The organism is Nocardioides sp. BGA-UO-ETr-FS32, from assembly GCF_059567905.1.
In genome coordinates this window covers 386700-405412 of sequence record NZ_JCAQOX010000017.1, presented here as the reverse complement: position 1 = coordinate 405412, position 18713 = coordinate 386700, and the positions used below count along the sequence as shown (strand labels likewise).

The 18713-nt window shown below is 70.8% G+C and carries 13 protein-coding genes and 1 tRNA gene; 8 read left to right on the top strand and 6 right to left on the bottom strand.

Annotation, left to right across the window (positions count from 1 at the left end):
• The first annotated feature begins 21 nt into the window (after positions 1-21).
• The 5 genes from AC57BS_RS22110 to AC57BS_RS22090 all read left to right on the top strand — a co-directional run bounded on the left by AC57BS_RS22110 (position 22) and on the right by AC57BS_RS22090 (position 4059).
• Positions 22-408: a YbaB/EbfC family nucleoid-associated protein gene (locus AC57BS_RS22110; protein WP_496413607.1), complete on the top strand. Its 387-nt coding sequence runs from the start codon at positions 22-24 to the stop codon at positions 406-408.
• Positions 409-419: 11 nt separating this feature from the next.
• The gene (gene recR / locus AC57BS_RS22105; protein ID WP_496413606.1) at positions 420-1016 is read left to right on the top strand and encodes a recombination mediator RecR; all 597 of its coding nucleotides are present in this window, start codon (positions 420-422) and stop codon (positions 1014-1016) included.
• 37 nt (positions 1017-1053) lie between these two features.
• Positions 1054-1635, top strand: a complete 582-nt coding sequence (locus tag AC57BS_RS22100; RefSeq protein WP_496413605.1) for a DUF5063 domain-containing protein — start codon at positions 1054-1056, stop codon at positions 1633-1635.
• A 91-nt stretch (positions 1636-1726) separates the two neighbouring features.
• Positions 1727-3013 carry an aspartate kinase gene (locus AC57BS_RS22095; RefSeq protein WP_496413604.1) on the top strand — a complete coding sequence of 429 codons (1287 nt, stop codon included), beginning with the start codon at positions 1727-1729 and terminating at the stop codon, positions 3011-3013.
• The gene (locus tag AC57BS_RS22090; protein ID WP_496413603.1) at positions 3010-4059 is read left to right on the top strand and encodes an aspartate-semialdehyde dehydrogenase; all 1050 of its coding nucleotides are present in this window, start codon (positions 3010-3012) and stop codon (positions 4057-4059) included. Before AC57BS_RS22095 ends, AC57BS_RS22090 begins: the two co-directional genes overlap by 4 nt.
• A 116-nt stretch (positions 4060-4175) precedes the next feature.
• Here AC57BS_RS22090 and AC57BS_RS22085 read toward each other — a convergent pair whose 3' ends face one another.
• The 3 genes from AC57BS_RS22085 to AC57BS_RS22075 all read right to left on the bottom strand — a co-directional run bounded on the left by AC57BS_RS22085 (position 4176) and on the right by AC57BS_RS22075 (position 6009).
• A complete protein-coding gene (locus AC57BS_RS22085) occupies positions 4176-4745 on the bottom strand; it encodes a hypothetical protein (RefSeq protein ID WP_496413602.1) in 570 nt (189 codons plus the stop codon).
• Between the two features lie 64 nt (positions 4746-4809).
• Positions 4810-4883, bottom strand: a tRNA-Pro gene (locus AC57BS_RS22080).
• Between the two features lie 202 nt (positions 4884-5085).
• Positions 5086-6009 (bottom strand): metallophosphoesterase, encoded by a 924-nt coding sequence (locus tag AC57BS_RS22075; RefSeq protein ID WP_496413601.1) that lies wholly within the window; start codon positions 6007-6009, stop codon positions 5086-5088.
• A 26-nt stretch (positions 6010-6035) separates the two neighbouring features.
• On the opposite strand from AC57BS_RS22075, the gene AC57BS_RS22070 reads away from it, so the two are divergent.
• On the top strand, positions 6036-6494 hold the full coding sequence (locus AC57BS_RS22070; RefSeq protein ID WP_496413600.1) for a GatB/YqeY domain-containing protein: 459 nt from the start codon (positions 6036-6038) through the stop codon (positions 6492-6494).
• Between the two features lie 3 nt (positions 6495-6497).
• Here the strand turns inward: AC57BS_RS22070 and AC57BS_RS22065 are convergent, their stop codons facing one another.
• Entirely contained in the window at positions 6498-8909 is a 2412-nt protein-coding gene (locus tag AC57BS_RS22065; protein WP_496413599.1) for a penicillin-binding protein, read from the bottom strand.
• Between the two features lie 197 nt (positions 8910-9106).
• Between AC57BS_RS22065 and AC57BS_RS22060 the strand changes: the two genes are divergently transcribed.
• Positions 9107-9394 carry a WhiB family transcriptional regulator gene (locus tag AC57BS_RS22060; protein WP_496413598.1) on the top strand — a complete coding sequence of 96 codons (288 nt, stop codon included), beginning with the start codon at positions 9107-9109 and terminating at the stop codon, positions 9392-9394.
• Position 9395: 1 nt separating this feature from the next.
• Here the strand turns inward: AC57BS_RS22060 and bagB are convergent, their stop codons facing one another.
• Together bagB and bagA are read right to left on the bottom strand one after the other, a co-directional pair.
• A complete protein-coding gene (gene bagB / locus AC57BS_RS22055; protein ID WP_496413597.1) occupies positions 9396-10535 on the bottom strand; it encodes an ATPase BagB in 1140 nt (379 codons plus the stop codon).
• Entirely contained in the window at positions 10532-11557 is a 1026-nt protein-coding gene (gene bagA, locus AC57BS_RS22050) for an ATPase BagA (RefSeq protein WP_496413596.1), read from the bottom strand. The genes bagB and bagA overlap by 4 nt, the downstream gene beginning before the upstream one ends.
• Before the next feature lie 199 nt (positions 11558-11756).
• On the opposite strand from bagA, the gene AC57BS_RS22045 reads away from it, so the two are divergent.
• Positions 11757-18692 carry an OmpL47-type beta-barrel domain-containing protein gene (locus AC57BS_RS22045; RefSeq protein ID WP_496413595.1) on the top strand — a complete coding sequence of 2312 codons (6936 nt, stop codon included), beginning with the start codon at positions 11757-11759 and terminating at the stop codon, positions 18690-18692.
• Positions 18693-18713: the final 21 nt, after the last annotated feature.

Genomic DNA, 18713 nt, shown 5'->3' with positions numbered 1-18713 from the left:
CACCACGACGCGGGAGACCCGATGACCCAGAACCCCTTCGACGCCCTCGGTGGCGGCGGCTTCGACATGAACGCCCTGCTCCAGCAGGCCCAACAGATGCAGCAGCAGCTCGAGGAGGCCCAGGCCAACCTCGCCCAGCAGACCGTCGACGGCACGGTCGCCGGCGGTGCCGTGACCGTGACCGCCAACGGCGTCGGCGAGCTGGTCGGCGTCACGATCCGCGCGGGCGAGTTCGACGGCACCGACCCCGACGACCTGTCGGACCTCTCCGACCTCATCGTCGCCGCCTACCGCGACGCCCGTGCCAAGTCCGAGGCCCTGGCCGGCGAGTCGCTCGGTCCGTTGACCGACGGTCTCGGCGGCGGTGCCGGCGGCGGTCTCGGCTTCCCGCCCCCGAGCCTGGGCTGAGGCGAACCCACTTGTACGAGGGTGTCGTCCAGGACCTCATCGACGAGCTCGGCCGGCTCCCTGGCGTGGGCCCCAAGAGCGCGCAGCGGATCGCCTTCCACCTGCTGCAGGCCGAGCCCACCGACGTACGTCGCCTCGCCGACGTGCTGATCGAGGTCAAGGCCAAGGTGAAGTTCTGCTCCACCTGCTTCAACGTCAGCGAGGACGACCGGTGCCGGATCTGCCGTGACGAGCGGCGCGACCCGAGCGTGCTGTGCGTCGTCGAGGAGTACAAGGACGTCGTGGCGATCGAGCGCACCCGCGAGTTCCGCGGCCGCTACCACGTCCTCGGCGGCGCGATCTCGCCCATCGACGGCATCGGACCCGACCAGCTCCACGTCAAGGAGCTCATGCCGCGCCTCGCCGACGGGACGGTCACCGAGGTCATCCTCGCCACCGACCCCAACCTCGAGGGCGAGGCCACCGCGACCTATCTCACGCGCCTTCTCCTGCCCATGGGGTTGCGCGTGACCCGCTTGGCGAGTGGACTGCCGGTGGGTGGAGACCTCGAGTACGCCGACGAGGTCACGCTCGGCCGCGCATTCGCCGGAAGGAGAGCAGCCCAGTGACTTCCGGATGCGCACATATCAGAATGAGGTCGATGCAGTGACGGACGCCGACAAGATCAGGTTCGAGGAGCAGATCGCCGACTCGGTGACGAGCTTCCTGCTCGCCCTGCGCGCGATCGCGCGCGAAGGCAACGGCGCGCAAGCGGTCTCGCTGCTCCTGCTCGAGATCAGCCAGGTGCTGCTCGCCGGCGCCCGGCTGGGGGCGCAGACCGACTTCGCCCCGCGCGAGGAGTTCCAGCCCGACGTCGGCCCGGAGGCCGACATCGACGAGCTGCGGCTGCGCCTGGCCGAGATGCTCGAGGGCGTCGACGCCTACACGTTCGTCTTCGACCCCTACATCCCCGAGCTCGTCGAGAGCCGGCTCTCCGACGACCTCGCCTCGATCGCCATCGACCTCGAGAACGGCCTGCGCCACTACCGTGCAGGCGACGTCGACGAGGCGCTGTGGTGGTGGCAGTTCTCCTACGTCAACAACTGGGGCAACCTCGCGGGCGCGGCGCTCAACGCGCTGCTGACCGTCGTCGCCCACGACCGTTTCGACACCGACTTCGAGGCCGACGCCGACGCGGTGGCCGTCGCCGATGAGATTCTCGGCGAGGCACCTGCCGTCCGCCCGTAGAATCGTCGGTGGCCTGGCGGCAACGGCGCCGGCAGGCACGCCAGAGCACCGCGGCCGCTGACGGCCGCACCCCGATCCCGAGGACCAAATCGTGGGCATTGTCGTGCAGAAGTACGGCGGCTCCTCGCTCGCCGACGCCGACGCCATCAAGCGCGTCGCCCGACGCATCGTGGACATCAAGAAGGCCGGGCACGACGTCGTCGTCGCCGTGTCCGCCATGGGCGACACGACGGACGACCTGCTCGACCTGGCCAACGGCGTCTCGCCGCTGCCGCCGGCGCGCGAGATGGACATGCTGCTGACTGCCGGCGAGCGGATCTCGATGGCGCTGGTCGCGATGGCGATCAGCGACCTCGGCTACACCGCCCGCTCGTTCACCGGCTCGCAGGCCGGGGTGATCACCGACTCGGTGCACGGCAAGGCCAAGATCATCGACGTGACGCCGGGTCGGATCACGCAGGCCATCGGCGAGGGTCACATCGTCATCGTCGCCGGCTTCCAGGGCGTCTCCGCGGACACCAAGGAGATCACCACGCTCGGCCGCGGCGGCACCGACACGACGGCCGTCGCACTGGCGGCGGCGCTCGAGGCCGACGTGTGCGAGATCTACACCGACGTCGACGGCGTCTTCACCGCCGACCCGCGCATCGTGCCGAGCGCCCGCAAGCTCAGCAAGGTCTCCTACGAGGAGATGCTCGAGCTCGCCGCGTGCGGCGCCAAGATCCTGCACCTGCGGTGCGTGGAGTACGGACGCCGCTACGGCATCCCGATCCACGTCCGTTCGTCGTTCAGCCAGCTCGAAGGCACCTGGGTCGTCAGCGACCCCCAGCTCAGCGGACCCAGCGAGGAAGACACCATGGAACAGCCCATCATCGCCGGCGTGGCCCACGACCGCAGCGAGGCCAAGATCACCGTCGTCGGCGTCCCCGACAAGGTCGGCGAGGCAGCACGGATCTTCGAGGCGCTGGCCGAGGCGCAGATCAACCTCGACATGATCGTGCAGAACGTCTCCGCGGCCGCGACGAGCCTCACCGACATCTCCTTCACCCTGCCGCGCACCGACGGCCAGGTCGCGATGACCGCGCTGGCCCGGATCCAGGCCGAGGTCGGCTACGACAAGCTCCTCTACGACGACAAGATCGGCAAGGTCTCGCTGATTGGCGCGGGCATGCGCTCGCACCCGGGCATCACCTCGAAGTTCTTCGCCGCCCTGGCCTCCGCGGGGGTCAACATCGGGATGATCTCCACCTCGGAGATCCGGATCTCGGTCGTCGTGGACGAGAGCTCGGTCGACGACGCCGTACGCGCCACGCACTCGGCGTTCGACCTCGATGCCGACGAGGTCGAGGCCGTGGTCTACGGGGGGACCGGACGATGACCGGGAAGGTGAACATCGGCGTCGTCGGCGCCACTGGCCAGGTGGGCGTCGCGATGCGCCAGATCCTGCTCGAGCGCGACTTCCCGGCCGACCAGGTCCGCTTCTTCGCCTCCTCCCGCTCGGCCGGGACCGTGCTGCCCTTCGGCGACCGCGAGATCACCGTCGAGGACGCCGAGACCGCCGACCCGGCCGGTCTCGACATCGCCCTCTTCTCCGCGGGTGCCACGACCTCCCGGGCCCTCGCGCAGAGGTTCGTGGACGCCGGGGTGGTCGTCGTCGACAACTCGAGTGCCTTCCGCAAGGACCCCGACATCCCTCTGGTCGTGGCCGAGGTCAACCCCGACGCGATGGCCGGCGTCATCGAGGCCGGGCGCGGCATCATCGCCAACCCCAACTGCACCACGATGGCCGCCATGCCGGTCCTCAAGCCGCTCCACGACGAGGCGGGCCTGACGCGTCTCATCGTCTCGACCTACCAGGCCGTCTCCGGCTCCGGCGTCGCCGGCGTCGACGAGCTCGCCGACGGCGTCGCCGAGGCGGGCGACAAGGCCCGCGAGCTGGCCTATGACGGCTCGGCGATCACCTTCCCCGAGCCGGTGAAGTACGTCGAGCCGATCGCCTACAACGTGCTCCCGATGGCCGGCTCGATCGTGGACGACGGGCTCAACGAGACCGACGAGGAGCAGAAGCTCCGCAACGAGTCCCGCAAGATCCTCGGCCTGCCCGACCTGCTGGTCTCCGGCATCTGCGTACGGGTCCCGGTCTTCACCGGCCACTCGCTCGCGGTCAACGCCGAGTTCGATCGTTCGATGACCCCTGCGCGGGCGCGCGAGATCCTCGCGTCCGCCGAGGGCGTCGAGCTCGACGAGGTGCCGACGCCGCTGAAGGCTGCCGGCAAGGACCCGTCGTACGTCGGACGCCTGCGGCAGGACCCGGGTGTCTCGGACGACCGTGGCCTCGCGCTCTTCATCAGCAACGACAACCTGCGCAAGGGCGCCGCCCTCAACACCGTGCAGATCGCCGAGCTGGTCGCCGCCGCGCGCTGAACCTGTCGGCCCCGGCACGGCCTGACAACCTCAGCGATCCCTGGCCAGCCGGGGGTTCCTGAACCTGTCGGCGCGTGCACGGCCTGACATCTTCAGCACGTGCCGGACACGATCGGTCAGTCCTCGCCCACGACGGCCGTGGTGACCCACCACGCCGCGCAGTAGGCGGCGACCGCAGCGACGGGGACCGCGAGGGCAGTCCACCACGCGTCGAGCGAGCCGAGCAGGAACACCATCACGAGCACGGCGAGGATGCCGACGGCGAGGACGCTCGTCGACCCGGCGTCGGGGACGGCGAGGACGCGCAGCAGCAGGCTGCCCGCCCAGGCGAGCACGCCCAGGACGACGACGAGCACCAGCAGGCCGGGCCCGCCCCCGCACGACGAGGTGCCACGTACGGCCTCGCAGCCCACCCCGGCCAGCCAGACGAGCAGGACGCCGAGGGCACCCACCACCAGTCCTGTGACGGCCGCGGCCGGCAGGCCGGCCAGCGAGACGGCGGGCAGCGGGCGGCGTACGCGGGCGGGCGGCTCGGGCTCGGGTGCCACGTCGGGCTCGCGGGCCGCAGCGGGGACGACCGGGGCGTCCTTCGTTCTCCGCCGCCGCGTGAAGGACGGCATCTCCAGCGAGGGGCCGTCGTCGGGCGTGCCGTCTGCCCTCGTGTCGTCTGCCGTTCCGTCTGCCATGGGGGCAGGGTGCCACATGACAAGGAGCCCCGGACCCAGTGATGTGGGTCCGGGGCTCCGGATGTCGGGCTGACAGGATTTGAACCTGCGGCCTCCTCGTCCCGAACGAGGCGCGCTACCAAGCTGCGCCACAGCCCGCCGCCCCGACCGAGAGAACTCGTCAGGGCAACGTCGGCGAGCATACCGGAGCGGTCAGGGCCTCCCGAAATCACCCCCGCCCATGGGCGGGGAGCGGACTGGCAGGGGAAGTCCGACACCTGGAGGGGTCTACAACCCCCACCCAGTGCCGGAGTCCCCGCTCGAGCGGGGACTCTGCGAGCGGGCGCGCGCCCACCCCGGGTCAGGTGGTGGGGACGAGCGTCAGCAGCGTCGCCTCGGGCCGGCAGGCGACGCGGAAGCGTACGTAGGGGTTGGTGCCGAGCCCGGCCGAGACGTGCATCCAGGCCGAGCCGTCGTCGCCGGGGGCGGAGTCGGCCGGGTGGCGGTGCAGGCCGCGGGCGCGCGCCGGCTCGAGGTCGCAGTTGGTCGTGAGGGCGCGACCACCCGGCAGGCACACCTGCCCGCCGTGGGTGTGGCCGGCGATGATCGCGTCGTAGCCGTCGGCGGCGAACTGGTCGAGGACGCGGAGGTAGGGCGCGTGCGCGACCGCGAGGCGTACGTCGGCCTCCGGGTCCGCGGGCCCGGCGACCCGCTCGAGGTCGTCGTACTTCAGGTGCGGGTCGTCGACCCCGGCGAACGCGATCCGGGTCCCGGCCACGGTCAGCGTCCCGAACCCGTTGGTCAGGTCGAGCCAGCCGGCGGCGCTGAGGCTGTCCTTGAGGTCGGGCCACGGCAGCTGCGGCGTCGAGGTGTTGCGCTTCCCGTCGTCGGGCAGCAGGTAGCGCAACGGGTTGCGCATGCCGGGGGCGTAGTAGTCGTTGGACCCCAGGACGTAGGCGCCCGGCACGTCGAGCAGCCCGCCGAGCGCGTCGACGACGACCGGCACCGCGCGCATGTGGGCGAGGTTGTCACCGGTGTCGATGACCAGGTCGGGCTCGAGGGCGGCCAGCCCGCGGAGCCACTCCTGCTTGGCCCGCTGGTCGGGGGCCATGTGGATGTCGCTGAGGTGCAGGACCTTGAGGGGCGCGTGCCCGGGCGGCAGCAGCGGGACCGTGACCTGCCGGAGCGTGTACTGCCGCGCCTCCCATGCGGCGTACGTCGCCACGCCTGCTCCGGCGAGGGCGCCGAGCGCGAGCGTGCGGCGTACGGCAGGGAGGAAAGGCATTCGCCAAGGCTGCCACAATGGGTTCCATGAGTGCCCTGAAGGACCGTCTCCGCGCTGACCTCACCGCCTCCATCAAGGCGCGTGACGACCTGCGCTCCTCGACCCTGCGGATGGTGCTGACCGCCATCACCAACGCGGAGGTCGCGGGCAAGGTGTCCCGCGAGCTCTCCGACGACGACATCATCGGCGTGCTCTCCACCGAGGCCAAGCGGCGCCGCGAGGCGGCGGTGGCGTTCGAGGAGGGCGGGCGCACGGAGATGGCCGCCAAGGAGGCCGCGGAGGGCGAGGTGATCGCCGAGTACCTCCCTGCCCAGCTCAGCGAGGCCGAGATCGCCGACCTCGTGAGCGCTGCGATCGCCCAGACGGGTGCCGCCGACGAGGGCATGCGTGCCATGGGCAAGGTGATGGGCGTCGTGACGCCGCAGGTCAAGGGCCGCGCCGACGGCGGTGCCGTCGCCGCTGAGGTGCGCAGGCAGCTGGGCTGAACGTCAGCCCCGGCCTCCGCCGTTGCCGTTGCCCCGGCCGCCGTTGCCGTTGCCGTTGCCGTTCCCGCCGCCACCGCCGCCACCACCACCGCCGGTGTTGTTCGTCGGCGGCGGCGGCGGGACGGTGCCGGTCGAGGTGTAGAGCGTGACGGTGTCACCGCTGCTCAGCGCCGTGCCGGCGGCGGGTGAGGTGTAGGCCACGGTGCCGGCGGGGATCTCGGAGTTGACCTGGCCGCCGTCGGCGACCGTGAAGCCGGCACCCTGCAGGGTGGCGGTGGCCGCCTCGACGCCCTGGCCGGCGACGTCGGGCACCGTGCTCAGGACACCGGCGATCTCGTCGCCGGGAGGCGTCTGGAAGTCCTCGTAGGGCAGCTTGGCCGAGATGGCCGCCATCGCGTCGCCCCAGATTGGGCCGGCGACGGTCGAGCCGAAGGCCTCGTAGATCGGGACGCCGCCCACGACCTGGCCGTTGAGGCTGACCCACTCGCCGAACTCGTTGGCGCCGGCGACCATCGCAGCCGTCGAGATGGTGGGGGTGTAGCCGGCGAACCACACTGACATGTTGTTCTGGTTGGTGCCGGTCTTGCCGGCCGACGGCTTGTCGATCGCGATGTTCTGGCCGAACCCGCCGGGCTCCATCACGCCGCGCAGGATGTCGTTGACGGCGTCGGCGGTCGCACCGGGCATGACCTGCTCGCACTCGGTCGGGAAGTCCTTGAGCACCCCGCCGGAGGAGTCGAGCACCTGGGTGACCGGACGCGGCTCGCAGTGCAGGCCACGGGCGGCGAACGTGGCGTAGGCCTGGGCGATCTCGAGCGGGTTGCTGTCGGAGACGCCGAGGATCCACGACGGCACCTTCTGCGCGAGCGGCACCTTGACGCCCATGTCGGCGGCGAGCCGGAGCGGCTCGCACATGCCGGTCTGGACCTGGAGCTGGGCGAAGAACGTGTTCACCGACTGCTGGGTGCCGGAGTAGAGGTCGAAGGTGCCCGAGCCGGTGGAGTTGGAGACGTTCCAGCCCTCACCGTCGCCGGCATAGGGGCCGTCGCAGTTCTCGAACTCCTCGTCGGGGATGTTCATCTCCTCCGGCGAGTTGATCGTGGTGCTCAGCGGGATGCCCTGGTTGATCGCCTCGGCGAGGACGAAGACCTTGAAGGTCGAGCCTGCCTGGAAGCCGTTGGCGTCGCCGTACTTCTTCGGGACGACGTAGTTGAGGTAGGTCTCGCCGCCCTGCTTGTCCTTGCCCATCGGGCGCGACTGCGCGATCGCGCGGACGTCACCGGAGCCGGGCTCGACCATCGCGAGGCCGCCGATGGCCTGGTCGGTCTGGAAGACGTGGCTCGAGACCGCGTCGTCGGCGCCCTTCTGCATGTCCAGGTCGATCGTGGTGTTGATCGTCAGGCCGCCGTTGTTGAGCGTCTGGCGACGCTCCTTGGGCGTGTCGCCGAGGACCGGGTCCTTGAGCAGCCAGTTGACGACGTAGTCGCAGAAGAACGGCGCCCGTGACTGCTGGCAGCCGTTGGGGGACGTCTCGATCTTGAGCGTCTTGCCGATCGGCTTGCTCTTGAGGCGCTCGGCCTTCTTCTCGGTGAGGATGCCGAGCTGCGCCATCCGCTCGAGCACGACGTTGCGGCGGCTCTCGGCCCGCTCGGGGTTGTCGATCGGGTCGTAGCCGACGGGGTTCTTCACCAGCCCGGCGAGCGTGGCCGACTCGAGCAGGTTGAGGTCCTTGGCGTTCTTGGAGAAGAAGTGGCGCGCGGCCGACTGGACGCCGAAGGCGCCGTCTCCGAAGTAGGCGATGTTGAGGTAGCGCTCGAGGATCCAGTCCTTGGTGTGGTTCTTCTCGAACGCGATCGCGTAGCGCAGCTCGCGGATCTTGCGGGCGTACGTCTCCTCGGTCGCCGCCTTGCGCTCCTCGTCGGTCTCCGCCTGGTAGAGCAGCGTCTGCTTCACCATCTGCTGGGTGATCGAGGAGCCACCCTGCACGGCCCCGCCGTTGGCCTGGTTGGTGATGAAGGCGCGCAGCGTGCCCTTGAGGTCAAGGGCGCCGTGGTCGTAGAAGCGGTAGTCCTCGATCGCGACGATCGCCTTGACCATCGGCCGCGAGATCGAGCTCAGCGGGACGTTGATCCGGTTCTGGTCGTAGAGCGAGGCGATGAGGTTGCCGTTGACGTCGTAGATGCGCGTCTTCTGCGACAGGTCCTTGGCCTCGAGGGACTCCGGGAGGTTGACCATGCCCTTGCTGACGTCCTTGGCCGCGACACCCATCAGGCCCGCGAACGGGATGGCGAGGCAGGCCACGAGCACGCCCATGACCACGGCGACGGCACCCATCACAGCGAGGTGGGAGGCGACACGACCGGCGTCGGGGCGTCCCTGCGGACGCTCGGAACGGGAGGACGAGCGTGTTGGCATGGGCACCAGAGTACGTGGAGGACGCATAGCACCTTCAATTCCAGCCGCGCAGCCGGATAGTCACATCGGACTATGCGAATTGAGCCACTCGGCCCTGTCTGGACCGGGGGCACGTCGTTTACTTTTCATGCGGAGTCGGGGATGGCCGCTATGGGGGCGGCCGACCGGCTCCGACACACACCGTGGGGTAAAAAATCATGTGGGTCGAGGACTGGGCGGCGCGCGCCGCATGCAAGGGCGACACGCCGGACGCACTCTTCGTGCGAGGTGCGGAGCAGAACAAGGCCAAGCAGGTCTGCGCCGGTTGCCCCGTGCGTACGGAGTGCCTGGCCGAGGCGCTGGACAACCAGATCGAGTGGGGCGTCTGGGGCGGCATGACCGAGCGTGAGCGCCGTGCGCTGCTCCGCCGCCGTCCCGACTCGTCGTGGCGCTCCATCCTGGAGACCGCCCGCACCAAGGTCGAGACTCCCTCAGTCACCGTCTGACTCAGGTCTGTCCGGCGAGCCCTTCGCCGATCGTGCGCAGGCCGTCGAGGTCGTGGACGTCCTCGGCCAGCGCCGGGACGAAGGCCGTCGGCACCTGGGGGTGCGAGGCGGCGAACCGCTCGCACAGGTGCTGCTCACGCTCGACGATCCGGACCCGGTCCGCGTGGAGCCGGAGCAGGCCGGCGGTGAGTGACGAGGAGTCGCCGGACCGCAGCCGGTCGGCGGCGGTGATCGCCGCCTCGGCCGACAGGTCGGTGCGTGCCGCCGGGCTGACGCGGTTGACCACCAGGCCGGCCAGCGGCATCTCGTCATCGGTGAGCCGGTCCACGAAGTAGGCGGCCTCGCGCAGGGCGTCGGGCTCGGGGGCGGCGACCACGACGAACGCGGTCCCGTCGGCCTGGAGCAGGGCGAAGGTCTGGTCGGCCCGCTGCCGGAACCCGCCGAAGAGCGTGTCGAACGCGGCGACGAAGGTCTGCATGTCACGCAGCACCTGGGCGCCGAGGACCTTGGTCAACGCGTTGGTGACGACCGAGAAGCCGGCCGTCATCAGCCGCGCCGGCCCGCGGGCCGGGGCCAGCAGCAGGCGGATGAAGCGACCGTCGAGGAAGCTGGAGAGCCGCTCGGGGGCGTCGAGGAAGTCCAGCGCCGAGCGCGACGGCGGGGTGTCGACCACGATCAGGTCGTGGCTGCCGTCGTCGAGCGCCTGCCGGTGGAGCTGGCCGAGCTTCTCCATCGCCATGTATTCCTGGGTCCCGGCGAACGAGCTCGACAGCGCGACGTAGAACGGGTTCTCCAGGATCTGCCGGGCCTTCTCCGGTGTGGCCTGGGACTCCACGACCTCGTCGAAGGTCCGCTTCATGTCGAGCATCATCGCGTCGAGCGAGCCGCCGGCCTCCGTGCCGACGCCCTGGACGGGCCGCGGGGTGTTGTCGAGCTGCTCGATCCCCATCGACTGCGCCAGCCGACGGGCCGGGTCGATGGTCAGCACCACGACCTTGCGGCCGCGCTCGGCGGCGCGGAGCGCCAGCGCGGCCGACGTCGTGGTCTTCCCGACGCCGCCCGACCCGCAGCACACGATGATCTCAGTGGTCCGGTCGTCGAGGAGCGCGTCGATGTCCAGCACTGGCGGGGTGAGTGTCATGCCATGCCCTGGTTCCGGAGCAGCTGGGCGAGCTCGACGAGCGCGCCGTGGTCGATGCCGGCGGCGATGCGCGGCAGCTCGTAGGTCGGCAGGCCCTCAGCCGCGACGAGCGTGCGCTGCTCGTCCTCGAGCTGGCGGCGTACGGCGTGGTCGCGGGCCTCGGCGACGAGCGACTCGACCAGCGCGGCGTCGACGTCGACTCGCGCGCGGGCGAGGTCGGAGGTGATGGCGGTGGGGTCGACCGCGTCGTCGCGCACCTGCGCGAGGGCGCCCGGGCTGAGTGCCTGCGGGCGGACGAGGTTGACCACGATCCCGCCGACCGGCAGCCCCGCGGCCCGCAGCTCGGCGATCCCGTCGGACGTCTCCTGCACCGGCATCTCCTCGAGGATCGTGACGAGGTGCACGGCGGTGCGCGGCGAGCGCAGCAGCTCCATCACCTTGTCGGCCTGCGACTTGATCGGACCGACCTTGGCCAGCCCGGCCAGCTCGGAGTTGACCCCCAGGAACTGGCAGATCCGACCGGTGGGCGGAGCGTCGAGCACCACGGCGTCGTAGGTGATCTGCTCCCGGTGGCGGTTGCCCCGGGGCCGCTGCACCGCCTCGTAGACCTTGCCGGTGAGCAGCACGTCGCGCACGCCGGGGGCGATGGTCGTGGCGAAGTCGATGACGCCGAAGCGGTCGAGAGCCTTCCCTGCGCGACCGAGCTTGTAGTACATCGCGAGGTACTCCAGGAGCGCCGCCTCGGCGTCGATGTGGAGCGCGTGGACCTGCCCTGCCCGGCCGTCCTCGTCGGGGGCGCCCTTGGCGATCCGCCGCTCCTCGTAGGGGAGGGGATCGACGTCGAACATCCGGGCGATCCCCTGGCGGCCCTCGACCTCGCAGAGCAGCACGTTGCGCCCCGCACCGGCGAGGGCGAGGGCGAGGGCGGCGGCGACGGTGGACTTGCCGGTGCCGCCCTTGCCAGTGACGACGTGCAGGCGCACCTTCGGCCAGTCGACGGGCCGGTCGGCGGGGGCGGTCACGAGCCCGAGGATAGCCAGCGGGTGGGCGGGCCGGGCGGGCCGTTCCTCGCTCGATCCCGCGTCTTCTAGACATCTGGCGACAACTTTTGCTTGACCAACGCACAAAAGTCTGCGAGCGTCGCCATCACACTCGTGACCCACGTCACAGCGCGACCTCACTCGCCGCCTGCCACCCCGCCCGCACCCTGGAGGCCCTGGGATGTCCACCACCCCGCGCTCGATCCCGCGAGGATCCACCGCCCGACGCTCGCGCGCCGGCACCGCCCTGCTCGCCGTACTGGCCCTCGTCGGCAGCGTGCTGCTCGGCGCCGTCGTCGCCGCGCCGGCGCAGGCGCACGAGGGCCACGGCCACGTGCTGCTCTTCAACGAGGCGCCCGCCGGGCCGTGGCACGACGAGGCGATCGCCTATGGCACGCCCAAGATCAAGGCGGCGCTGGAGGCGGAGGGGATGACCGTCACGGTCTCCTCAGACTCCTCGGTCTTCACCGACGAGAACCTCGCGCAGTTCGACGCGATGATCGCCTTCCAGATCAACGGTGACCCGTGGACCGCGTCGGAGAAGGCCGCGATGGAGCGGTGGATGCAGGCGGGCGGCGGCATCGCGGCGATCCACAACGCCACCGACATGCGTGGCAACTACCCGTGGTGGGACGGCATGATCGGCGCGCTGATGCCCGGCCACTCGGCGCAGGACATCCCCGCTGTGGTCCGCAACGAGGACGTCACGCACCCCTCCACCGAGCACTTCCTGGGCACCGACAAGGTGACGCGGTGGATGCGCAACGACGAGTGGTACAACTTCGACCGCAACGTCCGCGGTGAGGCCCACGTCCTGCAGACGATGGACGAGTCGACCTACAACCCCGGCTCCAACGCCCAGGGCTACGACCACCCGATCACCTGGTGCAAGCCCTACGACGGCGGTCGCTTCTGGAGCACCGCGCTGGGCCACTTCCCCAAGAACTACGACGAGCCCGAGTTCATGGACATGATCATCGGCGGCGTGAAGTACGTCGCGGGCATCGACGACGGCGACTGCGGCGGCACCGTGTGGAGCAACTACGAGCGCATCCCGCTCGACCAGAACACCTCGGCGCCCTTCGCCATCGACGTCGCCGACGACGGCAAGGTCTTCTACACCGAGCTCGTCCGCGGCCAGCTGCGCATGTACGACCCGGTCAGCCAGGCGGTCACGACCGTGCTGTCGCTGCCGGTCTACTCCGGTGGTGAGGACGGCCTCCTCGGCGTCGCGCTCGACCCGGACTTCGCGACCAACGGCCACATCTTCCTCTACCGCTCGGCGGCCTCGCCCAACGACTCCTCCCCGGACAACTTCTGGTCGACAGTCTCCCGCTTCACCTTCGAGAACGGGTCCGTCGACCCCGCCACGGAGAAGGTGATCATCCGGATCCCCGCGCGGCGCCTGCCCGACGAGCCCGGCCACACCGGTGGCGGTCTCGACATCGACGACGCCGGCACCCTCTTCATCGGTGTGGGTGACGACGTCAACCCGCACTCCGAGCCGTCGGGCGGATACGCCCCGCTGTCCGAGCGCGCCGGCACGTTCCACGACGCCCGCGAGACCTCGGCCAACACCAACGACCTGCGCGGCAAGATCCTGCGGATCACCCCGCTCGACGAGCCGGGCGAGCCCGGCGCCGGCTCGAGCTACACCATCCCCGAGGGCAACCTGTTCCCCGAGTCCGAGGACGTCGGGCGCGACAAGACGCTCCCCGAGATCTACGCGATGGGCTTCCGCAACCCGTTCCGGTTCTCCATCGACAGCGAGACCGGCTGGCTGAGCATGGCCGACTACTCGCCCGACAACGGCACCGACGCCCCCGACACCCGGGGCCCCGCGGGCATCGCGGAGTGGAACCTCATCAAGAGCGCGGGCAACTACGGCTGGCCGCTCTGCATGGGCGGCAACCACAACGGCCAGAACCCCAACGGCGAGCCGTTCCGTGACGTCGACTACGGCAGCACCACGCCGCTCAACCCGCCGGTCGTGGGCGCCTACTTCGACTGCGCCAACCCGGTCAACGACTCGGTGCGCAACACCGGCCTGACCAACCTGCCCCCGGCTCGCGCCGCGGACATGTACTACGGCTACCGCCGGTCCTCGGTCGGCGCGATCCCGCAGGGCGGCGGCCTGGCGCCGATGGGTGGCCCGATCTACCGCTACGACGAGGCGCTGGAGTCCGACACCAAGTTCCCCGAGTCGTTCGACGGCAAGCCGTTCTTCTACGACTGGGCCCGCAACAAGATGTACAACATCCAGCTGAAGAGCCCCGCCGCCGAGCAGGGCTCGCAGGTGGAGAAGGTCAACCCGTTCCTGCCCGACGTGCCGTTCCTGGCGCCGATCGACTCCAAGTTCGGCCCCGACGGCTCGATGTACGTCCTCGACTGGGGCGGCGGCTACGGACGCGACAACCCCACGTCCGGCCTCTACCGCATCGACTACATCAGCGGCTCCCGCTCGCCGGTCGCCCGCATCGACGCCGCGCCCGACTCCGGCCAGGCTCCGCTCGAGGTGACCTTCGACGGCAGCGGCTCGACCGACCCCGAGGACGAGGCACTCACCTACGAGTGGGACTTCGACGGTGACGGCACCACCGACGCCACCGGTGCGACGGCCTCCCACACCTACACCTCGGAGGGTGTCTTCGACGCCCGCCTGACCGTCACCGACCCGGCCGGCAAGACCGGTACGACGACGGCGCCGATCACGGTCGGCAACACCCGGCCGGTGGTCGAGCTCGAGACCCCGCCCGACGGCTCGTTCTTCGACTTCGGCGACGAGGTCAGCTGGCAGGTCCAGGTGACCGACCCGGAGGAGGAGTCGATCGACCCGCAGGCCGTCGAGGTGCAGCCCGCCCTCGGCCATGACGACCACGCGCACCCGCTGGTCGCCTCCCGCGGCCTGACCGGCAGCACCCAGACCAGCGTCGGCGGCCACGCGGCGGACGAGAACATCTTCTACGCCATCGACGCCCGCTACACCGACACCGGGGGAGCCGGCGGTGAGAACCCGCTCCTGGGCTCCGACACGTCGGTGATCTTCCCCAAGCTGCGCCAGGCCGAGTGGTTCGACGGCAAGTCGGACACCGCCACGGTGGCACCCGGACGCGACCCGGCCGGCGGCGGCCAGGTCGTGGTCGGCAAGGACGGCGCGTGGGTCAGGTTCGAGCCGGTGAGCTTCTACCGGATCGACGCCTTCCACCTGCGCGTCCAGGCAGCGGCGGCCGGCGGCACCATCGAGCTGCGCAAGGGCAGCCCGACCGGTGAGGTCGTCGGGACCGCAGAGGTCCCGGCCACCGGCCAGCAGTTCCGCGACGTCGCGGTCGACGTGAGCGGGCTCGGCGACGAGACGATGGACCTCTACCTGGTCTTCACCGGGGCGGGCGACATCAAGCTCAACTTCTTCGAGGCCGTCGGCCAGGGCATCTCGCCCACCGCCAAGCCGGTCGTCTCCATCACCGAGCCGGTCGACGGCGCCAAGCTCGACCCCGGCGCCGAGGTGGCCGTGGCCGCCGACGCGTCCGACGCCGACGGCTCGCTCGCGAAGGTCGAGTTCTTCGCCGGCGAGACCAAGGTCGGCGAGGACGACACCGCGCCGTACGCCGTGACGTGGACCGCTCCCGCCGAGGAGGGGCTCTACGAGCTGACCGCGAAGGCGACCGACGACGAGGGGAACGTCACCACCTCGCGGCTCGTGCAGGTGCAGGTGGGCGAGCTGTTCGGCGACCTGATCCCCTTCAGCAACGTCAACGGCGAGTTCGAGCGCCTCGGCGCCGGCGCGTTCCGGATCTCCGGTGCGGGCAACAACGCCTGGCAGGGGGTCGACCAGTACACGACGCTGTTCAAGCCCGGCGGCGGTGACGACGAGTACGACGCGATCGTGCGGGTCGACGCCAGCACGCTGCTCAACAACTCCGGCAAGGCGGGACTCCTCATCCGCAACGACATGACCCAGCCCGGCGTCTCGCCCGGCTACGCCATGCTCGCGTGGCGCCGCGCCAACGGGATGGAGTTCCTCACCGACCCCGACGGCAACGGCCAGCTCAACGCGTCCGTCGCCGGCGGCACCAGCACGGTGCCCAAGTGGCTGAAGCTCAGCCGCCGCGGCAACGAGGTGTCGGCGTACTGGTCCAACAACGGCACGGCCTGGACCCAGGTCGGCGCCGCGGTCACCCTGGCCGGCATCGGCAGCACGCAGGACGTCGGCATGTTCATCATGGCCCACGAGACAGGCGTCCGGACGGCCGACTTCTCGCAGTTCGCGATCGACAGCGACCCGCAGGAGCCGGAGCCCGAGCCGGAGACCCCGAGCGAGCCGCTGAGCTGCGTCACCGGATCGATCTCCGACGAGTTCGACTCCCCGGCGCTGCTGCCCAAGTGGGCGATGCGCAACGCTCCCGGTGCACCGATCACGCAGGCCGGCGGCTCGCTCCGCCTGCCCGTCACGGCCGGTGACATCAACGAGGCGAGCCCCGGACCGGTGAGCTTCGCCGGCCAGCCGGTGCCCGCCGGCGACTGGACCGCGACCACGAAGATCACGCTGGACCACAGCTCGCACTGGCAGTGGGCCGGCCTGGTCGTGCACCAGTCGGACAACGAGTACAACAAGATCGGGTTCGTGCGGCACCAGAACGGCACCCGGTTCGTGGAGTTCCAGTCCGAGACCAACGGCTCGCGCACCACGCCTGCCGCGCCCGTCCTGGCGGCGGACTTCCCGAGCACGATCCACCTGCGGCTCACCAACGTCGCGGGCAAGCTCAGCGGGGCGTACTCCGCCGACGGGTCCGCCTGGACCGCGCTGACCGGCACGCTCGACCTCAAGACCGGGTCGGGCGCGCGGATCGGGCTGATGGCGGCCGGTGACCTCGGCACCACGCCGCGGGTCGCGGAGGTCGACTGGTTCCGGGTGACCCCGGACCGTACGGCTCCCGCGGTCGTGGCCGACGACGAGTTCGACGGCAGCGCGCTGGACGGCTGCCGCTGGGCGGAGTCGGTGCGCTACAACTCCAACACCGAGTCGGTGGCGGACGGTCACCTCAAGATCGAGACGGAGCCGGGCGACATCAACGGCAACAACCCGATCCAGCCGCGCAACTTCATCCTGCAGGACGCGCCCGCGGGTGACTGGGTGGCCGAGACCAAGCTCAAGGCCCCGCTCAAGCACCGCTGGCAGCTGGCCGGACTGCTGATGTACGGCGATGACGACAACTACGCCAAGGCCGACATCGTCGCCTACAACGCGCCGGGCGCTGCGCTCGACCTGCGGGCCGAGCTGGCCGCGGAGAAGGGCGGCACCGGCGTCGCGGGTGGCGAGCAGGTCAACATCCCCGACACCACCGAGAGCGGCTACTGGTGGGTGCAGGTGACCAAGGTCGGCACGACCTACACCGCCGCGGTGAAGTCGACCGCGGGTGCCTCGTGGACGCCCCTCGGTGACGGCATCACCTATGACGGACCGCTCAACTCCATCGGCCTGATGGCGATCGGTCCCGACCAGGAGGAGCCGGTCACGGTCGAGTTCGACCACTTCCACCTCGACGGCGGGGAGGAGCCGCCGGCCGACACGACCGCGCCGGTCACCACCGCCGGCCAGGCCGTGGTCGAGGGCGGCGTGCAGGTCACGTTGACCGCGACCGACGAGTCCGGCGGGTCGGGCGTCGCCTCCACCGAGTACCGCGTCGACGAGGGTGCGTGGACCGCCTACACCGGTCCGTTCACCGTCACCGAGGCCGGCACCCACACGGTCGAGTTCCGCTCGACCGACGTGGCCGGCAACGAGGAGGCGACGAAGAGCATCGAGGTCGTCGTCGAGTCTGCCGACGCGGACGCGCCGACCACGACCATCACCTGGTCGCCGGCCGAGGCCGACGGTGAGGAGGGCTGGTACGTCACCGGTCCGAGCTTCACCCTCGCCGCCGAGGACGACGGCTCGGGCGTCGCGTCGACCGAGTACCGCATCAACGGCGGCGCGTGGACGACGTACGAGTCCGCGGTGGAGGTCCCCGACGGGGAGCACACCGTCGAGTTCCGCTCGACCGACGAGGCGGGCAACCAGGAGGCGGTGCAGTCCTCGGAGGTCGCGGTCGACACCGTGACCCCGGCGACGGGCGCGACGCAGGAGAAGGCCGGCGACGGCGTACGGGTCGTGCTCGAGGCGACCGACGCCACCTCCGGTGTGGCCGTCACGGAGTACCGCGTCGACGGTGGCGACTGGAAGGCGTACGCCGACCCGGTCGTCGTGACCGGCGCAGGCGAGCACACGGTCGGGTTCCGCTCGACCGACGTCGCGGGCAACGTGGAGGAGGCGCAGTCCATCGACGTCACCGTCGACGGTCCGCCCGCCGACACCACGGCGCCGGTGACCACCGTGCGGACCGACCCGGCCTCGCCCGACGGCAGCGCCGGCTGGTTCACCACGGCTCCGCGGGTCACGCTCAGCGCGACCGACGCCGGGTCCGGGGTGGCACGCACCGAGTACCGCATCGGCAGCGGCGCGTGGACGGCGTACACCGCTCCGTTCGCCATCACCGCGCAGGGCCGCCAGGTCCTGGAGGTGCGGTCGGTCGACGAGGCCGGCAACGTCGAGACGGCTCAGTCGCGCGAGGTCGCGGTCGACACCGGTGAGCCGGAGGTCGCGATCTCCGGGATCCGGGCACGCACCTACCCCAGCCACCAGCAGGCGACGGTGGCGTGGACGGCGACGGACGCGACGTCCGGGGTCCGCGGCGTACGGGCGACGCTCGACGGCGAGGCGGTCGAGGCAGGCGAGTGGTCCATGTGGCTGCTCTCCACCGGTCGCCACGTCCTGACCGTCACCGCGACGGACGTGGCCGGCAACACCCGCTCGCAGACGGTGGTCTTCACCGTGCAGGCGACCGGGAAGTCGATCACCAAGGTGGTGAAGGCGTTGGCCGCCGACGACGAGGTCGGGCCGAAGCTCGCCAACAAGCTGCTCCAGGCCGACAAGGACGCCCGCAGGGCCGAGCGCTCCGGCGACCGCAAGGCGGCGAAGAAGGAGCTGAAGCAGCTGCGCAAGCTGGTCCGCACCAAGCTGGACGGGGAGCTGCGCGCGGCCCTGCTGGCCCAGGTGAGGGAGCGCCTGGCGAAGCGCTGACACGGCCCGCCGGCGCAGCAC

Coding starts and splice junctions, on each gene's coding strand:
- AC57BS_RS22110 (WP_496413607.1), top strand. CDS start 22: ATGACCCAGAACCCCTTCGACGCCCTCGGTGGCGGCGGCTTCGACATG.
- AC57BS_RS22090 (WP_496413603.1), top strand. CDS start 3,010: ATGACCGGGAAGGTGAACATCGGCGTCGTCGGCGCCACTGGCCAGGTG.
- AC57BS_RS22085 (WP_496413602.1), bottom strand. CDS start 4,745: ATGGCAGACGGAACGGCAGACGACACGAGGGCAGACGGCACGCCCGAC.
- AC57BS_RS22075 (WP_496413601.1), bottom strand. CDS start 6,009: ATGCCTTTCCTCCCTGCCGTACGCCGCACGCTCGCGCTCGGCGCCCTC.
- AC57BS_RS22070 (WP_496413600.1), top strand. CDS start 6,036: ATGAGTGCCCTGAAGGACCGTCTCCGCGCTGACCTCACCGCCTCCATC.
- AC57BS_RS22065 (WP_496413599.1), bottom strand. CDS start 8,909: ATGCCAACACGCTCGTCCTCCCGTTCCGAGCGTCCGCAGGGACGCCCC.
- AC57BS_RS22060 (WP_496413598.1), top strand. CDS start 9,107: ATGTGGGTCGAGGACTGGGCGGCGCGCGCCGCATGCAAGGGCGACACG.
- bagB (WP_496413597.1), bottom strand. CDS start 10,535: ATGACACTCACCCCGCCAGTGCTGGACATCGACGCGCTCCTCGACGAC.
- AC57BS_RS22045 (WP_496413595.1), top strand. CDS start 11,757: ATGTCCACCACCCCGCGCTCGATCCCGCGAGGATCCACCGCCCGACGC.